15 protein-coding genes are annotated in these 15,895 nt (G+C 51.4%); 6 read left to right on the top strand and 9 right to left on the bottom strand.

Translation table 11 applies throughout. The annotated features are described in order from the left end of the window. Positions 1-63: 63 nt before the first annotated feature. Entirely contained in the window at positions 64-1,425 is a 1,362-nt protein-coding gene (hemN, locus tag BGX16_RS13160) for an oxygen-independent coproporphyrinogen III oxidase (RefSeq protein WP_100426459.1), read from the bottom strand. A gap of 107 nt (positions 1,426-1,532) precedes the next feature. Here hemN and BGX16_RS13155 point away from each other — a divergent pair, with 107 nt between their 5' ends. From BGX16_RS13155 to BGX16_RS13135, 5 genes are all read left to right on the top strand, one after another. Next, on the top strand, positions 1,533-1,991 hold the full coding sequence (locus tag BGX16_RS13155) for a C40 family peptidase (RefSeq protein ID WP_157798058.1): 459 nt from the start codon (positions 1,533-1,535) through the stop codon (positions 1,989-1,991). After that, positions 1,988-2,848: a prephenate dehydratase gene (locus tag BGX16_RS13150; protein ID WP_100426457.1), complete on the top strand. Its 861-nt coding sequence runs from the start codon at positions 1,988-1,990 to the stop codon at positions 2,846-2,848. The genes BGX16_RS13155 and BGX16_RS13150 overlap by 4 nt, the downstream gene beginning before the upstream one ends. A 1-nt stretch (position 2,849) precedes the next feature. Next, entirely contained in the window at positions 2,850-3,575 is a 726-nt protein-coding gene (rph, locus tag BGX16_RS13145) for a ribonuclease PH (protein ID WP_100426456.1), read from the top strand. 264 nt (positions 3,576-3,839) lie between these two features. Continuing rightward, positions 3,840-4,730 carry a CvfB family protein gene (locus BGX16_RS13140; protein ID WP_100426455.1) on the top strand — a complete coding sequence of 297 codons (891 nt, stop codon included), beginning with the start codon at positions 3,840-3,842 and terminating at the stop codon, positions 4,728-4,730. Between the two features lie 14 nt (positions 4,731-4,744). Next, positions 4,745-5,755 carry a glycoside hydrolase family 5 protein gene (locus tag BGX16_RS13135; RefSeq protein WP_100426454.1) on the top strand — a complete coding sequence of 337 codons (1,011 nt, stop codon included), beginning with the start codon at positions 4,745-4,747 and terminating at the stop codon, positions 5,753-5,755. 135 nt (positions 5,756-5,890) lie between these two features. Here the strand turns inward: BGX16_RS13135 and pnp are convergent, their stop codons facing one another. Both pnp and rpsO read right to left on the bottom strand, forming a co-directional pair. Then, complete coding sequence (pnp, locus tag BGX16_RS13130; RefSeq protein WP_100426453.1) at positions 5,891-8,098, bottom strand: polyribonucleotide nucleotidyltransferase; 2,208 nt, start codon at positions 8,096-8,098, stop codon at positions 5,891-5,893. A 16-nt stretch (positions 8,099-8,114) separates the two neighbouring features. Further along, positions 8,115-8,387: a 30S ribosomal protein S15 gene (rpsO, locus tag BGX16_RS13125; RefSeq protein ID WP_100426452.1), complete on the bottom strand. Its 273-nt coding sequence runs from the start codon at positions 8,385-8,387 to the stop codon at positions 8,115-8,117. A 239-nt stretch (positions 8,388-8,626) separates the two neighbouring features. Here rpsO and BGX16_RS13120 point away from each other — a divergent pair, with 239 nt between their 5' ends. Beyond that, positions 8,627-9,415, top strand: a complete 789-nt coding sequence (locus BGX16_RS13120) for a hypothetical protein (RefSeq protein WP_100426866.1) — start codon at positions 8,627-8,629, stop codon at positions 9,413-9,415. On the opposite strand, the gene BGX16_RS13115 is transcribed toward BGX16_RS13120, so the two are convergent. From BGX16_RS13115 to BGX16_RS13090, 6 genes are read right to left on the bottom strand one after another with little or no spacing between them, the layout of a single operon-like run. After that, positions 9,330-10,352: a pseudouridine synthase gene (locus BGX16_RS13115; protein WP_100426451.1), complete on the bottom strand. Its 1,023-nt coding sequence runs from the start codon at positions 10,350-10,352 to the stop codon at positions 9,330-9,332. The two genes, BGX16_RS13120 and BGX16_RS13115, sit on opposite strands and share 86 nt — an antisense overlap. Beyond that, a complete protein-coding gene (locus BGX16_RS13110; RefSeq protein WP_100426450.1) occupies positions 10,349-10,984 on the bottom strand; it encodes a nicotinate-nicotinamide nucleotide adenylyltransferase in 636 nt (211 codons plus the stop codon). Before BGX16_RS13110 ends, BGX16_RS13115 begins: the two co-directional genes overlap by 4 nt. After that, positions 10,974-11,510, bottom strand: coding sequence for a hypothetical protein (locus tag BGX16_RS13105; protein WP_100426449.1), 537 nt, complete (start codon positions 11,508-11,510; stop codon positions 10,974-10,976). Before BGX16_RS13105 ends, BGX16_RS13110 begins: the two co-directional genes overlap by 11 nt. Beyond that, the gene (locus BGX16_RS13100; protein ID WP_100426448.1) at positions 11,507-11,920 is read right to left on the bottom strand and encodes a hypothetical protein; all 414 of its coding nucleotides are present in this window, start codon (positions 11,918-11,920) and stop codon (positions 11,507-11,509) included. The genes BGX16_RS13105 and BGX16_RS13100 overlap by 4 nt, the downstream gene beginning before the upstream one ends. A gap of 30 nt (positions 11,921-11,950) precedes the next feature. Beyond that, the gene (locus tag BGX16_RS13095) at positions 11,951-12,925 is read right to left on the bottom strand and encodes a DNA-methyltransferase (protein ID WP_100426447.1); all 975 of its coding nucleotides are present in this window, start codon (positions 12,923-12,925) and stop codon (positions 11,951-11,953) included. Then, complete coding sequence (locus BGX16_RS13090; protein ID WP_100426446.1) at positions 12,913-15,825, bottom strand: FtsK/SpoIIIE family DNA translocase; 2,913 nt, start codon at positions 15,823-15,825, stop codon at positions 12,913-12,915. The genes BGX16_RS13095 and BGX16_RS13090 overlap by 13 nt, the downstream gene beginning before the upstream one ends. Positions 15,826-15,895 lie beyond the last annotated feature (70 nt).

The following is a 15,895-nucleotide window of genomic DNA, read 5'->3' as shown; positions in this document are numbered from 1 at the left end:
CTACCTCTAAATGTTTTTAGTGGTCCAAAAATAAAAAAAAAAGGGAAGCCGTCCACCGGAATCTTAAATCGTCTTGGAAAAAACGCCTTCCCGCTGCACTTTCTGCATCAGCGGATCGAGCTGCATCGCCAGATAACGGATGACCAAAGTCCCTAGTTCAGTCGCTTCTACCTCAAAATCGGACTTTTTGACCAAAAGCTTGTCATCTTCGAGAGCGAGAAGCCGATCCCAGCCCGCACCGAGGACGCGTTTTTCTTCTTCTAAGACTTTCAATTTGCGGTTGCACATCAAATGTTCGATGGCGTCGCGAATGATCCGTTCTTCGTATGAAATTTCCTCGCAGCGAATTTCCGTCATCTGGTGCGCTTCCTGCAGTTCCACGTACTTTCTGCTTTCGTGGATGTTCTGCGAGTAAGCGTTATCGAGCTGCGAAATGGCGCTCGAACCAAAAGCGTAAACTTCACCGGTCGTCGCACGTGTGCAGTAGCCTTGGAAGTTACGGTGCAAAAGGCCTTCGGAAAGCGCTATCGACAAGGAATCCTTCGGGTCGCAGAAATGGTCCATTCCCACGTCCACAAAGCCCGCCTTCTTGAACATATCGCGCGCTTCGAGGAAAAAGCCGAGCTTTTCGTGCGGAGTCGGCAGCGGGAACTTTTCGAGCGCCTTCTGCGCCTTTTTGACCCAAGGGACGTGCGCATAACTGAAAAGCGCGATGCGGTCCGGATGAGCCTCAGCGGCGAGTTCGACGCTCTTATAGAAAGCGGCTTCGGTCTGTGAAGGCAAACCGTAAATCAGGTCCAGATTGATGCCTGTAAAGTTCAGTTCGCGGGAAAGGGTCAAGAGTTCCTTCACCGGCAAGATCGAAGGATCGCGTCCGACGTTCTTTAAAACCTGCGGGTCGAAATCCTGGATTCCGTAGCTCACGCGGTTAAAGCCCATCTGGGCGAGTTCCCGCAGGCGCGGCTCGTCGATTAACGACGGATTGCATTCGATCGCAATTTCTGCATGCGGGGCGAACGTAAAGCGCTCCCTTAATTTGTTCAGAATCTTTTCAAGGAAGGAATACGGAACAGCAGAAGGCGTTCCCCCTCCAAAGTGCACCTGCGTCACCGGACGTGAAGCATCGATCCACGGGAGCTTTTCGTCCATTTCCGCAAAAAGAGCGTTAAAGTAGCGGACGAGTTCATCCTGTTTGCCCGGAAGGAGTTCCGCCGTACAGCCACAAAAGAGGCAGCGTTTTTTACAGAATGGAATGTGAAAGTAGAAACTCACATTCTGAGGCTTGAGAACGTTGGAATCACGCCATATGCGTTCCACCTGAGCCTTACTTTCTGCGGCATGAAAAAGATTCGCCGGAGGATAACTCGTATAACGGGGAGCATTCGTATTATACTTCAAAAGGAAGTCGATCATTCCATTGTCCATGACCCTAATATAACAAACAGACCGGCTTTTTTTTAGATTTTACGCCAATGAAACTTTCTTGTACCATTTTATGCGCTTCGCTCGTGTGCTTTTTTACAGCCTGCACGATGCCGCTTCGTCCAAGCTATGATCGAACCACCGGTTCCTACAGGCTTTCCAAGGGCGAACAGCATACAAACCAGGTGATGGCAAACGCCTCCGGGACGACCGCCGACTGGATGACCATCATCAAGCCGTGGATCGGGACCCCGTACAAATACGGCAAGGCATCCCGAAACGGAACCGACTGTTCGGGCTACGTCATGAATATCTACAAGGAAAAAACAGGCGTCTCCCTTCCCCACAGTTCATCCCAAATGTACCAGATGGGAAAAAAAATCGCTAAGGACGACCTCAAGACCGGAGACCTGGTCTTCTTCGGCGGTGGCGCAGGCGTTGACCACGTCGGCGTGTACCTAGAAGAAGGAAGCTTTACCCACGCCAGTACATCCAAGGGCGTTATGATCAGCCCGATGTCCGACCCTTACTGGCAGCCCCGTTACAAGGGCGCGCGGAGAATTCAATGAAAAAGAAAATCGCATTCCAAGGACGCCGAGGCGCATACAGCGAATCCGCCGCCCGTTACCTTTTCGGTGAAGACATCGACGTTCTTCCGATGGACACCTTCGAAGAAATCTACCAGGCGATCGAAACCGGCAAGGCAGACGGCGGAGCGATTCCTATCGAAAACTCCACCGCAGGATCAATCTACGAAAACTACGACCTGCTCGCCAAGTGGCGTCATCCGATTATCGGAGAAGTCCAGCTCCAGATCGAACATTGCCTTTGCGCCAACAAAGGCGCTTCTATCGAATCGCTGAAGCACGTGATGAGCCATCCGCAGGCACTCGCCCAGTGTAGCCACTTCTTTGAAGAAAATCCTTCGATTGAAAAGGTCATTTTCTTCGACACGGCAGGCTCCGCTGAAGAAGTCGCCAAACGCAAAAATCTGACCGATGGCGGCATTGCAAGCACCTATGCAGCCAAGCTCTACGGCTTAGACGTTCTCCGCACGAACCTCGAAAACATCAAGGGCGTGAACTTCACCCGTTTTTACGCGATTCAAAAGGCTCCAGTCGATGTTTCCGCTTCCGAAAACATCAAAACGGTCATCCTCTTTGAACTGGCGAACGACGACAAACCGGGCGCCCTGTACGGCGCCCTCGGAGCCTTCGCAAAGCGTGGCATCAACATGACCCGTATCGAAAGCCGCCCGAATCCAGATAAACCCTGGGGATACATCTTCTACGCGTCGATTCTCGCAAACCCCAAAGATCCGAAGGTAATCGAAGCTTTTGAAGAACTGAACCGGTACACGAATTTCACCTACCGCTTGGGTTCTTTTGTCCGCGGAAAAACAGAACGCTTAAAGTACGAGGCTTAACATGGAACGCATCGACAGTCGAAAGTTCAACGAAACTCGCCCGGTCAAAATGACCACCGGCTTTATTTCTTCTGCAGACGGTTCTGTTTTAATCGAAATGGGAAACACGCGTGTCATCTGCAATGCGACGCTCCTCCCGGAAGTCCCCGCATGGCTTGCCGGAAAAGGCCGTGGCTGGATTACCGCCGAATATTCCCTGCTCCCGCAGAGTACGGGCAAGCGCGTCGAACGCGAACGCAAAGGCGCATCGGGCCGCACCCAGGAAATCCAACGCCTGATCGGGCGCTCTCTCCGCGGAGCCGCCGACCTGAACGCTCTCGGAGAAAATGCGATCGTCGTCGACTGTGACGTAATCCAGGCAGACGGAGGAACGCGAACGGCAAGCATCATCGGCGGATTTGTCGCCCTTGCGCTCGCACTCAAAAAAATCAAGAAGAACCTCGGTATCGAAACTCAAATTTTGAAGCATGCGGTCACCGCGATTTCTGTCGGCGTCGTCAAGGGCGAACCTCTGCTCGACCTGTGCTACGTCGAAGATTCTGCAGCAGACGTAGACATGAACATCGTCATGCGCGACGCAAAATCCTTTATCGAAGTCCAAGGAACCGGCGAACATTCGGATTTTGACCGTGCCACCTTGAACACGCTCATCGATCTCGGAGAAAAAGCCTGCAAGGAAATTTACCCGCTCCAGATGCAGGCTATCGGAAGCGACGAACTTCCGTAACAGGAATTTTAAAACAATAAAGCCCGCCCCGAGCGAGGCAGGCTTTATAGAAACCGGGAGCCACGGAAGGAAACATCTACGAGTCCCGAAGGCATTGCCTTCTGCGAACCTTTCGCCGAAGCTCTTTTCCAGTCACATCTATAAAGTACACCCATATTCTCGAGATTGCAACAAAAATCCTTCTCAAGCATCTTCCAAAACAACATATTCCAATTTGGAATTTCTTCTTGCCTATAAATTTCTACCTTTGGAATAGAGGTTATTATGCATATTGGTCAGTTTGAATACGCCCGCGTTGAAGAAATCAAACCGCAAGGTTTCTATCTGGAAGTAGAAAGCGGTGGACGCGTCCTTTTGCCGGGATCCAAGGCTCCGAACGATTTATGCGAAGGCGACGAACTGGAAGTGTTCATTTACGTCGACAACGAAGGCCGTCCGATTGCGACGACCCAGAAGCCTTACGCAACTGTCGGCGAATTTGCCGTCCTCGAAGTCAAAGATGTGAATGACATCGGCGCGTTCCTCGACTGGGGTCTCGATAAAGATCTTTTCCTCCCTTACAAGCAGCAGCTCGGTGTTTTGGAACCGGGCGACCGTTGCGTCGTGTACATCCTGGAAGATGAACGTACCGCACGGATTGTAGCGACGGAAAAAATCAAAGCCTTTATCGACCGCAACACGCGCGACCTGCACATTTCACAGAAGGTCGATCTCGTCGTGTACGACGTCGCAGAAGATTACGTGGACTTCCTCGTCAACTACCGCTACTCGGGACGTTTGCATCTGGATTCCACGATTACCGATACGTTTGAAATCGGCGACTGTGGCGAAGGCTACATTCAGAACATCCGCGAAGACGGACGTATCTCTCTGAGCTTAAAACCGGTCGGCTACCATGCGACGATGGATGCCGCAGACGGCATCATGAAAAAGCTCGAAGCGGCCGGTGGACGTCTCCCGTTCTCCGACAGCAGTTCGCCGGAAGAAATCCAGCAGGAATTCGGTCTTTCCAAAAAAGCTTTCAAGAAGGTCATCGGCGGACTCTTCCGTCAGGGACGCATCTTGATCCTCAACGACGGCATTCGACTCGCTCCGAAAAAGGAACCGCGTCGTTACCCGCGCCGCATTTCCAAAAAGAACTTCCGTTCCCGCTAACCCAAAGGTTTCCCATGTTGACACTCAAAAAAGGAATCAATCTCGGTGGATGGCTTTCGCAGTGCAATTACACGCTCGAACGCTATGAAACTTTCATCACGGAAAAAGACTTTCAGCAGATCGCAAACTGGAAGTTTGACCATGTGCGCATTCCCTTCGATTACAACCTCATCGAAAAGGATAACGGCGAACTTCTCGAAGAAAATTACAAGTATCTCGACAACGCCGTCGCCTGGGGAAAAAAGCACGGTCTGAACGTCATTCTTGACTTGCACAAGACGGCGGGCTACGACTTTAACGACTTCGGAAATCAAGAGAAGAACAATCTTTTCAACAACGCCAAGGCTCAGGAACGCTTCCTCGGCATTTGGGACCGCGTTTCCAAACGTTATTCGCAAGATGAAAACGTCGTCTTTGAACTTTTGAACGAAGTGACGAACCTAGAATTTATCGATCCGTGGAACAAGCTGATAGTGAAAGCGGTCGAAACTATTCGCAAGAACGCTCCTGAAACTCCGATTATTTACGGCGGCGTCTGCTGGAATAGCGCCTCTTTTGTAAAGGACCTTGTTCCCCCTCCGTCAAAGAACATCATCTACACCTTCCACCTGTACGAGCCTCTGCTCTTTACGCACCAAAAGGCTTACTGGGTCGAAGCGTTGAACAACGATAGAGATATCCCTTATACCGATGACATGGATTTTTTCCGCAAGGAGTCCCTGGCCCTCGGTTACATGGGCGAAAACATTTTCCGTGCAAAGTGCAAAAAAATGGGACCGGAATTCTTCGAAGAATTTTTGAAGGAAGCGGTCGAAACGGCCACGGCACACGGCGTTCCGCTGTACTGTGGCGAATACGGAGTCATTGAACTGGCGAACGCTTTTGAAACGGTCAAATGGTTCCGCGATGTCCATCAGGTCTTTGATAAATACGGCATCGGTCACGCTCTGTGGAGCTATAAGGAAATGGACTTCGGCTTTACCGGAGAACATTACAAGCCGCTCCGCGATTTTATGTTGAAGTAAAAAGTTTTAGAGAAGGTAAAAGCCGAATCGAAAACTGAAAGAACCGATCTAGAAAAAAGAAGTCAAGATCCATCAATTTTAAAGCAAAAAAATCCCAGGCGTTCACCTGGGACTTTTCATTTCTACGAAATGGGATTAAGCTTGCGGCTGTTCAGCAACAGGAGCTTCGCCCTGAGCCTGTTCAGCTGCCGGCTGATCCTTGTGCTGCAAAGCCTTAATCGAAAGCTTCACCTTGCCCTTCGGATCGACGCCCAAGCAGAGGACGGTGACTTCGTCACCGACATGCACGATGTCTTCGACCTTTTCGACACGGTAGTCGGCGAGTTCGGAGATGTGCACGAGACCGTCACGGCCCGGGAGGATTTCGACGAATGCGCCAAACGGCTGAATCGTCTTGACCTTGCCCTTATAAATGCGGCCCGGTTCCGGTTCTGCAGTGAGTTCTTCGATCATGCGACGGCAGACTGCACCAGCCTTAGCGTTCGGAGCAGCGATGTCGATCATGCCGGATTCATCGATGTTGATCTGGCAGCCGGTCTGAGCCTGCATGCCCTTGATCACAGCGCCACCGGAGCCGATCACGTCACGGATCTTGGAGGTCGGGATGCGCATCTTGAGCATCGTCGGAGCCTTCGGAGACAAGTGGTCGCGCGGAGCCGGGATAGCTTCCTTGATCTTGCTCAAGATATGTAGACGGCCTTCACGAGCCTGATCCAAAGCCTTGCGCATGAGTTCCGGAGTGATACCCTTGATCTTGATGTCCATCTGGAACGCGGTGATACCTTCCTCGGTACCCGTGACCTTGAAGTCCATATCGCCAAGGTGATCTTCCGTACCCGTAATGTCGGTCAAGATCTTGATTTTTTCGTCGTCAGCGTGGCCGGTTTCAGAAATGAGACCCATAGCAACGCCAGCCACCGGTGCCTTGATAGGAACACCAGCGTCCATCAAGGAAAGCGTACCGCCACAGACGGAAGCCATCGAAGAGGAGCCGTTGGATTCAAGAATTTCAGACACGATGCGGATCGTGTACGGGAAGTCTTCCGTCACCGGAAGCACAGCCTTGAGGGAACGTTCAGCCAGGTGACCGTGACCGATTTCGCGGCGGGACATACCGAGCTTCTTGCATTCACCCACGCAGAACGGCGGGAAGTTGTAATGGAGCATGTAGCTCTTGGAGCCTTCGCCCTGGAGCGTTTCGTAACGCTGTTCGTCGGCCTTGGTGCCGAGAGTGCAGGTCACGAGAGCCTGGGTTTCGCCACGCTGGAACACGCCCGAACCGTGAGCACTCGGAAGAACGCCGAGCTGAATTTCAATCGGACGGACTTCGGTGGTCTTACGGCCATCGATACGACGACCTTCGTTCAAGATCATTGTACGCATCGTGGAGCGTTCGAGTTCCGAGAAGATAGCCTTTGCGTCTGCGAGGAGAGCCGGATCCTGTTCGTCGCCTTCGCCGATGATCGCGAGAATCTTCGGGTCTGCGCAAACCTTGTCCGAGAGTTCCGCCATCTTCGGATAGAGCTGAGTCTTCACCATGTTGGCATGGAGAGCTTCGTTCAATTCGTCGAAAATGACTTCCTTGACTGTCGCTTCGAGCTTTTCGTAAACTTCACCCTTGTTCTTCGGGGTGAGGACCATCTTCTGCTTGGCGAACTGAGCGACGAGTTCAGCCTGAGCCTTGCAAAGAACCTTGATCGCTTCATGACCTGTCGTGATGGCCTTGATCATCGTGTCTTCAGAAACTTCGTAAGCTCCGCCTTCCACCATGCAGACCGAATTTTCGGTACCGGCGACCACGAGGTCCAGATCGGCGACAGAAACCTGTTCATAAGACGGATTGACGATATATTCATCACCGATCACGGCGACGCGGACAGCTGCAACCTGTTCTTCGAACGGGAGTTCGGAGAGGCCGATCGCGAGAGAAGCTGCGGAAACGCCGAAGACGTCCGGAGCAAACTTCTTGTCAGCGGAAAGAACGTTAACGATCACCTGCACTTCGCGGGTGAAGTTGTCCGGGAACATCGGGCGAATCGGACGGTCGATGATACGAGCGGAGAGAATTTCATCGTCGCTCGGACGACCGGCTTCACGCTTGTTGTAACCGCCCGGGAGGCGACCAGCAGCGTAGGCCTTTTCGCGATATTCGACGGTCAGAGGGAAGAAATCCCCTTCCTTTTCAGGGCCAAAGCAGACCGTAGCGAGCAAGAACGCGTCGCCGATCTTGACGACGGCAGAGCCCGAAGCCTGCTTGGCGAGGCGGCCGGTTTCGAAGACGACTTCAGTCCCATCCGGGAGCTGCGTCTTCATTTCCTTAGCCGCGAGCATCTTATATTCCATAAGCTTTCCTTAAAGATTAACCGCGGAGTCCGAGATCCTTGATCAACTGACGAGCGGCGTTGATGTCCTTGTTGGAGAGGTACTTAACAAGGGTCTTACGCTGAGCAACCATCTGGGAAAGACCGCGAAGAGAGTGATGATCCTTCTTGTGGGTCTTAGCATGTTCGGTCAAATTCTTGATGCGTTCGGTGAGAATTGCAATCTGAACGCGGACGTTACCAGTGTCGTTTTCATTTGCACCAAACTTGGAGGTGAGTTCCTTGATCTTTTCTTGCGTAATGGTAGCCATTGTAGTCCATTCCTTTTGTTTTGATTGTGAATGCACGTAACTATTACATGTTTATATCCGAGTTCCCTGCAAGCACCCAGTGGAATTGGCGACAACTGGTGCAGGACCAAGATAAAATGCAAGTACGTGAAGTCAAACATAGTAAAAAACATTTTTGTGAGCACTCCGAAATGGCGAACCGGGGCCAAAAAAGGGTAAAAAAAGACTTTTTTCCTGTATTTGCTACATTTGAGCTCAAAATGCTCGAATCCTTGAACTTCCACTTCGCCTTTTATGATTGGCTGCTCGTGATTATCGTCTCGGCCCTCGGCACGATCAGCGCCTATTTGAAGGACCCGCAACTGAAAGCGGTAACGGCGACGATTCCCATTCCCTGCGGATTCGCCTATATCGCAGTCGGACTTCCGATGGGAGCGTCCAATGCTATCTCGGGCTTCATGTGCCTTTTGTATGTGCACATCGTGCGGATCCTGCATTACAAGGCCAAGGTTCCAATCGTTTTAAGCATTATCGCAGGGCTCGCCTTTTTCGTTTGCCTCGGCACCTTTTTAATGCCGCGCGTTCCCGACAGCGAAGCCTTCTTTATCGGTGTATGCATTTTCGACTGTATTCTCGGCATCATACTTTTCCAGACGCAGACGTACAAGCCGGGCGTCCGTTACAAGACGCCGCTCCCGGTTTACATCAAAGCGCCGGCAATCGCCTTTGTCGTGAGCGGACTGATGCTGATTAAAAATTGGATGGGAGGATTCTGCACAAGCTTCCCCATGATGAATTCCATCGTAAGCTACGAGAGCCGTCATTCCTTAGGCGATCAGTGCAGACAGCTTCCGCTTTTTTTGATCGCGGCTCCGTTCATGTTCGTCGAAATGCATTTCATCGAAACGCGTCTCGGCTGGAACCATTGGATTGTATTGCTTTGCGGATACGTTCTTTTTGCCGCTATCTACTGGCCTCTGAATCAAGAGTTGAAGCGTCGGGTAAGGGCTGCGGGAGGCGTTGAATTACAGCCTCCATCTCCGAAGTAAATTTGTGTGAAATAAACCAGTGAGGTTCCTTTCCCGGAATCCGGATCTGTGCACGGTACGCAAAGAGCATCTGCGTTTTTGCCCCGAGCTTTTGAAAATCTTCTTCCGTCAAAGGTCCATTTCCGCTGACGAGCTTCTTGTAATAATCCCCGTCAAAGGAATAGAGTTTATCGCCGACGACGGGATAGCCTAAATGCGAAAGATGCGCCCGGATCTGATGCTTGCGTCCGGTAAAGAGTTCCGCTTCGACAAGCGAAAACGGCGCTTCGATATCGCCGATCTTTTCATGGAAAACGGCAACCCTGTGAAATACGGTCTTGCAAGGCTTGCCGTTTGCAAACGGAAACATCTTAATACGGATGAAATGGTTCGGGTCTTCACGAAGAGGTTCTTCACAAAGGATTTCGCCTTCCGGGAATTCCCCGCGGACAACCGCCAGGTAAACCTTGCGAAGAAGAATCAAGTCGAGGGATTTTTCAAAGCGTTTCGCCGTATCCTTGTCCTTCGCAAAAATCATAATGCCGCCCGTATCTCGGTCTAGACGATGCATTGGGGAAAGCTCTTCATTCTTGAACGCGCGGCGGATCACGCCGGTGAACGTGTTGTAAAAAATGTGCCCCGTGTGATGCACCGGGATTCCCGCAGGCTTGGAAACGATCAAAAAATCATCGTCTTCGTAAAGCGTTTCAAAATCTGTCGGCACTTCCGGTTCTGTGTAATTGTCGACACGGTAAACGACCTTGTCTTTGGGCATCACAATCATTTCGGGAGTCGCCACGACTCCGTTCAATGTCACAAGGCCCTGTTCGATCTTCGACAGCCATTCCTCTTTAGAATGGTACGTGAAGCGGACAGAAAGTTCATCGGCAAGAGTCATGCCCCGCTGTTCGTTTCGAACAACGCTTTCAAAGTACATCGTCTGCGGGACGCTGCTCATAAGCGGTAAAGATGGTTCTTTCGAATGTATTCAAAGACTTTCGAATCGAGGCCTTCGGGGTTCTTTCCCGAGCCGAAGAAAAGTTCCTTGCGGATGTCGCTGCTTGCAAACTTGCCGTCAAAGCCCTGTTCCTTTCCGACAAGAAAGATATCGGCATAGCCTTTCGCCTTGTGTTCCTGCGGATCGGGCATAGGGATTCCGCGGCGCTCGAAGACGATCAGTTCGAATTCTTTCAAGAGCCGCGGACCGTTGAATTCGGTGCCGTAAAAATGCAGCGGGTCGCGCCAATGCGGAATGCCGACGTAGCTGTCAGCACCGACGAGAAGTCTAAAATTCAAGTCCGGGTATTTTTCTCGGAGCGTGCTCATGGTGACGTAAGAGCCGCGGTAATCCTCCATCTGCAATTCCATTTCGGAAACCGCAATCCGGGAATCGTCCCCGATCACCAGATCCAGCATGTTCAAGCGGTCTTCCGCCGACGCAAAAAGTTTCTTATCCCAGCGGTCCGGGCTCGGAATAAACCAGAGTTCATCACAAAGTCGAATATCGAGACAAAGCTTCGCGAGGCGAACATGATCCTGATGAATCGGATCAAAGGCACCACCGAAAATCGCAACCGTTTTAGTAGACATAGACAACAAAACCAACATTGAATTGGAGCCGGGTACCGCCCACACGCAGTTCCTTTACCGGATCGTAATGCGAACGGATCCAACGATACTCGAGTTCGGTGACAATCGCCGCCGTCGGTAACATTTGGAAGGTCGCACCTCCACCAACGCCCCATTCATTCCAAGTCACATCCCCTATATTGGCAAGCTGTTTCGCTCTTGAAAACGAACCTATCAAATAAGGTCTGCCTGGCCCGCCGAGAGAAGCTCCAAGAGTCACATTAAACGCGCGAGACTTGACCGAAAGATGTTCCCCGTCCGCATCCGTCCGCGAATAATTGTACAAGCCATAACCCAAACGGCAATAACCGATTTCGTTGATCCACGCCCCGATAAAAGGCGTCATCCGGTTTAGGCCCGCCCCATCCGTACCGTCGCTCAAAATGCCATAGCCCGTTTCTGCCACAGCACCGACCACAAACGGCAACTTCTGCGCAAATGCGGAAGTCACAAACAAAAGGGCGAGGATGCAGAAAATCTGTTTCATAGGACCATCGCAAGGAGCATAAAGAAACAGATCAAAACATTCGACAAAGCGTCCAACTTGTGCCACCGGTAAATGCTTTTAGAAACCGTTTTCTGGTTATTCAAAATCAAGCAGTGGAATCGATCGGAAAGCAGGCACGACAGGGTGAACTTGAGTGTAACCAACGAAAGTACCCAATACGCAAAACCGGCAAAGTAAGCCGCCGAAACATAACCGAGCAAAAGGGAGACGTTCTGAATGGAATTCACCCACCGCGTATTGCCGAGCGGTTCATCGAATTCCGAAAGCATTTCCCGATAATCCGCGACCTTCTTTTGCATCGCTCCAAAGTTATCGAGCAACAGCGAAAGGCTGTATCCGAAAACGATAACAGACGCAACGATTAGAATATAGGAACAAGCGGTAACCATCAGAGCTCAATATAGAAAGCTTCTTTGACGTTATGGATTCTTTTTGGACTTTTGAGCGCCTAAGGAATTGCGTTCCCAGAAGACTCCGTCGGTATAGCCTTGAATCGAAGCGTCATCGCCCGCGATTTCAAGCCTTTTTTCGCAAAGGCATGCGTATTCAAGATTCTGTTCGATGCCAAAAAACTGACGTCCGAGCTTTTTGGCAACAACACTCGTGGTGCCGCTGCCGAGGAACGGGTCAAAGACAATACTTTCCGGCCTGGAAGAGGCGAGAATGAGCTTTGCTATGAGCTTTTCCGGTTTCTGCGTCGGATGGTCCGTGTTTTCGGGCATGCTCCAGAACGGGATGCTGATATCGTCCCAAAAATTCGACGGAGCGGTATCGCGGAACTTGCCCGATTCGGAATCGTTCCAATCCTTGGGTTCACCGTTTAATTTGTACGGAGCGATGACACGGCGACGCAAACGAACCGCGTCCAAGTTAAAGCAGTAATTTTGCGGATCCTTGACGGCAAACCAGATGTCCTCCATGCCATTTTTCCAGTTTGCTGAAGCGCCACGTCCCTTTTCACGGCCCCACGTAATGCGGTTCAAGACGCAGAGCTTGCTTTGCAGGGAGCGTTGAATGGCACAGGAAGACCTCCAATCGCCGCAGACGTACAGCGAACCGTCCGGCTTGAGCACACGAACAAGTTCCCCCATCCAGGAATCCAGATAGGCTTCATATTCCGCATCGGACATTGCCGAAAAACGGGAACCGTTAAAATTCTTCGCCAAATTATACGGCGGATCGACGATGATCAAGTCTGCAACTTCAGCAGGAATCCGAGAAAGCACGGTCAAAGTATCGCCGAGAATCGTTTTTCCGAGAAGATTCTGGAGTGCAAATGCAGACGGCTTCGACGAAACCTTCAAAAGTTTTTTTGCATAGCGGGAAAGTTCCGATTCCGAGAGGGCAATCGTCCGGTTGCGAGGCGCTCTGACTTTAGGCTTTATTCCGGCCATCTTTCGCTTAAGGAAGCTTCATCGGTCACAAGCATCACACGCGATTTCGAACCGCGCTTGGGACCGCAGATATTCAAACGTTCGAGCTGATCGACGATCTTACCGGCACGGCTAAAGCCCACCGAGAAATGGCGCTGCACTTCCGACGTCGAAAGCGAGCCGCGTTCAATGCCGTAACGCGCCACCGACAAGGCGAGCGGATCGATTTTGCCCGCAAAACCCGGAGCGCCGTCGCCGTCTTCGCCCATTTCGGACGGATCGTCGATTTCAAAGGTTTCGAGTCGTTCGTAATGTACGTTCTGCTGGGAGCAGGCATCCGCGAGTTTTTCCACTTCTTCATCGGTCAAGAATCCACCGTGCACGCGGGACGGTTCCGGATCTTCGCCCGAACGGTAAAGCATGTCACCACGGCCTAAAAGCTTTTCAGCACCGGCGCGGTCCATCACCGTACGGGAGTCCACCTGTGAAGCCACCTTAAAGCTGATACGTGCCGGGAGGTTCGCCTTGATAAGACCCGTAATCACGTTGACGGAAGGACGCTGCGTCGCAATCACCAGATGAATACCTACCGCACGGGCCTTTTGAGCGATACGGGCGATGTACTTTTCCACTTCCTTGCCGGCGACCATCATCAAGTCTGCAAGTTCATCGATCACGATCAGGATGTAGGGCATATTTTCCATGCGTTCAGACGGCATAATCCGCATATCGGCCGGAGGAGTCGGAATCTGGATTGTCGGATCATTTCCCGGATCTTCGCCTGCGGCGATCTTCGCTGCGCGTTCCGCCTTTTGCTTTTCGATGGCGGATTCTGCTACAATCTTTTCCGCTTCGTATTCGGCTCGGGCCTTTTCCGCTCTTTCGATCAGTTCGAGCTGTTCCTTGCGCTTTGCGTTATAACCGACCAGGTTGCGCACCTTCCACTTGGCGAGTTCTTCATAGCGGCGGTCCATTTCGACGCAGGCCCACTTCAAAGCGCTCACCGCTTGGTCCGGCTGCGTCACGACAGGCGCAAGCAGGTGCGGAATAGCTTCATAAAGTTTGAGTTCCACCACCTTCGGGTCCACAAGAATCATGCGGAGTTCATCCGGAGTCTTGCTAAAGAGAAGGCTCGCCATAAGCGTATTGATACAGACGGACTTACCGGAACCTGTCTGACCGGCGATCAAAATATGCGGCGCACGGCAAAGGTCCATCGTGTACGGATAGCCCGTAATATCCTTGCCAAGAGCGATAATGAGCTTATCCGGCTGCGGCTTAAAGAGCGGGCTTTCAAAGATATCTCGGCAATAAACCGTTTGCAATTTGCGGTTCGGCACTTCCACGCCAACGAGGGATTTTCCAGGAATCGGCGCAAGAATTCGAATGGACTTCGCCTTGAGTGCTAGCGCCAAATCTTCATGCAACGAAGCAAAGCGAGAAACTTTGACACCCGGACCCGGTTCCACTTCAAAGCGCGTAATCATCGGGCCTGTCGAAATGCCTAGCACTTTACCCTTGACTTTAAAGTTTTCGAGTTGTTCTTCCAGCTGATGACTGATTTCATCGAGTTCCTCAGCCGTATAATCGGGCTTTTGTTCCGGAGGAACATCGAGAATATCCGGCACCTTCGGAATTTCATAGGCATCGTATTTTTGAACAGGTGCGGCGGCAAGTTCCGCCTCGGTCGGCGAAAGAGTCGAAGTTTCTTCTACCGAAGGAGCGTCTTCATTCAAAACATCCACCGGTACCGCATTCTGGACATTCGTCTTCAGTTCTTCCAAAGGCTTGTCCGGATCCGTACCATCCTGACGTTCCACGATACCCTTGATCGACGGACGACCGTGGCGATTGTTTTCCCAGTCGTTCATCTGCTGAACCTGACGCAGTCGAGCGACTTCATCGCGCAGATTGCGAATTTCCATAGCGCCCATGTTCCATTCGTTTTCACGCAGGAAACGTTCCTTTTCTTCGATTTCCTTTTCAGCTGCATTCGCATAACCGCCCAAAGTATCGTATGCAGGCGAGGCGTTTTCAACAGGCGCCTTTTGCTTTGGAGTGTCCATCTCGGTCGGTTCGTTCGACGGAGAGAATTGGCGGATCACGGTATCGCTCTGCTGCACGGGAATCGTCCCGTCAAATGCTCCAGGGATTCCGCGGAAAGGCTTTGCCTTGCCCGAGTAAATCGTATAATCGCTGTCCCATTCCGGAGCGGGGATCTTTGCCTTGAGAGCTTTCTCTTTCGCCTTTGCCAGGGACTTGTTGACCGGGGCTTCTTCCTTTTCAATCGACAGGGATTCTCTGCAAGGGCGGTTTGCCCACCAGCCCGCGATACAATCAAACGGAATCTTGATAAAGGCAAAATGCGACGGGCGAAGTCCAAAAGAAATCACAAAAATCGCAAGCAGGATTACGCACAAAATCGCAAACGGGAACGCAAAATTTTCCCTCCCAAAGATCGGCCAAATCAGACTCTGCACCAAAAAATAGCCAAAGCGTCCACCCGCCCCGTAAAGCGCATCCGTGTTTAACGACAGCGTCCCAGAAAGGGTTGAAGTCAGTGCAAGCATCGCAGGGCAAAGCACGGACAACGCCGAAAATCCAATACAGGTGCGCAAAAGTTTCGGAAATTCCCCGGCGAGCAACAGCCAAACGCCCCAGCAAATCGCGCAAACAGAAAGAACCGTTGCCGAGAACTTTCCAAACACATAGACGACAGCCTGTGGGAAAAGCGTACCAAAAATCGGCCCGAGCCAGTTCTTTTCACTGCCGATAAACGAGACCAAGGCGACCAGCAAGAAAAGGCCGAAAGCGAAGAACGCCACACCAAAAATGCGCTTCACGGTCTTCGGGTCCGTCGATTTTCCCTTCTTTTTTGTCTTTTTGGAACCTTTATCCATCTTCTTTTTGCTATCCGTCATAGTGCATAAAATATAGCCATTTCCATTTGTCACATTTGACAATCGCACTACTTTTCTATGTTTTGAATGT

The sequence above is a fragment of the Hallerella succinigenes genome (genome assembly GCF_002797675.1).
GTDB classification, from domain to species: Bacteria; Fibrobacterota; Fibrobacteria; order Fibrobacterales; family Fibrobacteraceae; genus Hallerella; species Hallerella succinigenes.
This window is presented reverse-complemented; position numbering and strand designations above follow the sequence as displayed.

Coding starts and splice junctions, on each gene's coding strand:
- hemN (WP_100426459.1), bottom strand. CDS start 1,425: ATGGACAATGGAATGATCGACTTCCTTTTGAAGTATAATACGAATGCT.
- BGX16_RS13155 (WP_157798058.1), top strand. CDS start 1,533: ATGCCGCTTCGTCCAAGCTATGATCGAACCACCGGTTCCTACAGGCTT.
- BGX16_RS13150 (WP_100426457.1), top strand. CDS start 1,988: ATGAAAAAGAAAATCGCATTCCAAGGACGCCGAGGCGCATACAGCGAA.
- rph (WP_100426456.1), top strand. CDS start 2,850: ATGGAACGCATCGACAGTCGAAAGTTCAACGAAACTCGCCCGGTCAAA.
- BGX16_RS13140 (WP_100426455.1), top strand. CDS start 3,840: ATGCATATTGGTCAGTTTGAATACGCCCGCGTTGAAGAAATCAAACCG.
- BGX16_RS13135 (WP_100426454.1), top strand. CDS start 4,745: ATGTTGACACTCAAAAAAGGAATCAATCTCGGTGGATGGCTTTCGCAG.
- pnp (WP_100426453.1), bottom strand. CDS start 8,098: ATGGAATATAAGATGCTCGCGGCTAAGGAAATGAAGACGCAGCTCCCG.
- rpsO (WP_100426452.1), bottom strand. CDS start 8,387: ATGGCTACCATTACGCAAGAAAAGATCAAGGAACTCACCTCCAAGTTT.
- BGX16_RS13120 (WP_100426866.1), top strand. CDS start 8,627: ATGCTCGAATCCTTGAACTTCCACTTCGCCTTTTATGATTGGCTGCTC.
- BGX16_RS13115 (WP_100426451.1), bottom strand. CDS start 10,352: ATGAGCAGCGTCCCGCAGACGATGTACTTTGAAAGCGTTGTTCGAAAC.
- BGX16_RS13110 (WP_100426450.1), bottom strand. CDS start 10,984: ATGTCTACTAAAACGGTTGCGATTTTCGGTGGTGCCTTTGATCCGATT.
- BGX16_RS13105 (WP_100426449.1), bottom strand. CDS start 11,510: ATGAAACAGATTTTCTGCATCCTCGCCCTTTTGTTTGTGACTTCCGCA.
- BGX16_RS13100 (WP_100426448.1), bottom strand. CDS start 11,920: ATGGTTACCGCTTGTTCCTATATTCTAATCGTTGCGTCTGTTATCGTT.
- BGX16_RS13095 (WP_100426447.1), bottom strand. CDS start 12,925: ATGGCCGGAATAAAGCCTAAAGTCAGAGCGCCTCGCAACCGGACGATT.
- BGX16_RS13090 (WP_100426446.1), bottom strand. CDS start 15,825: ATGACGGATAGCAAAAAGAAGATGGATAAAGGTTCCAAAAAGACAAAA.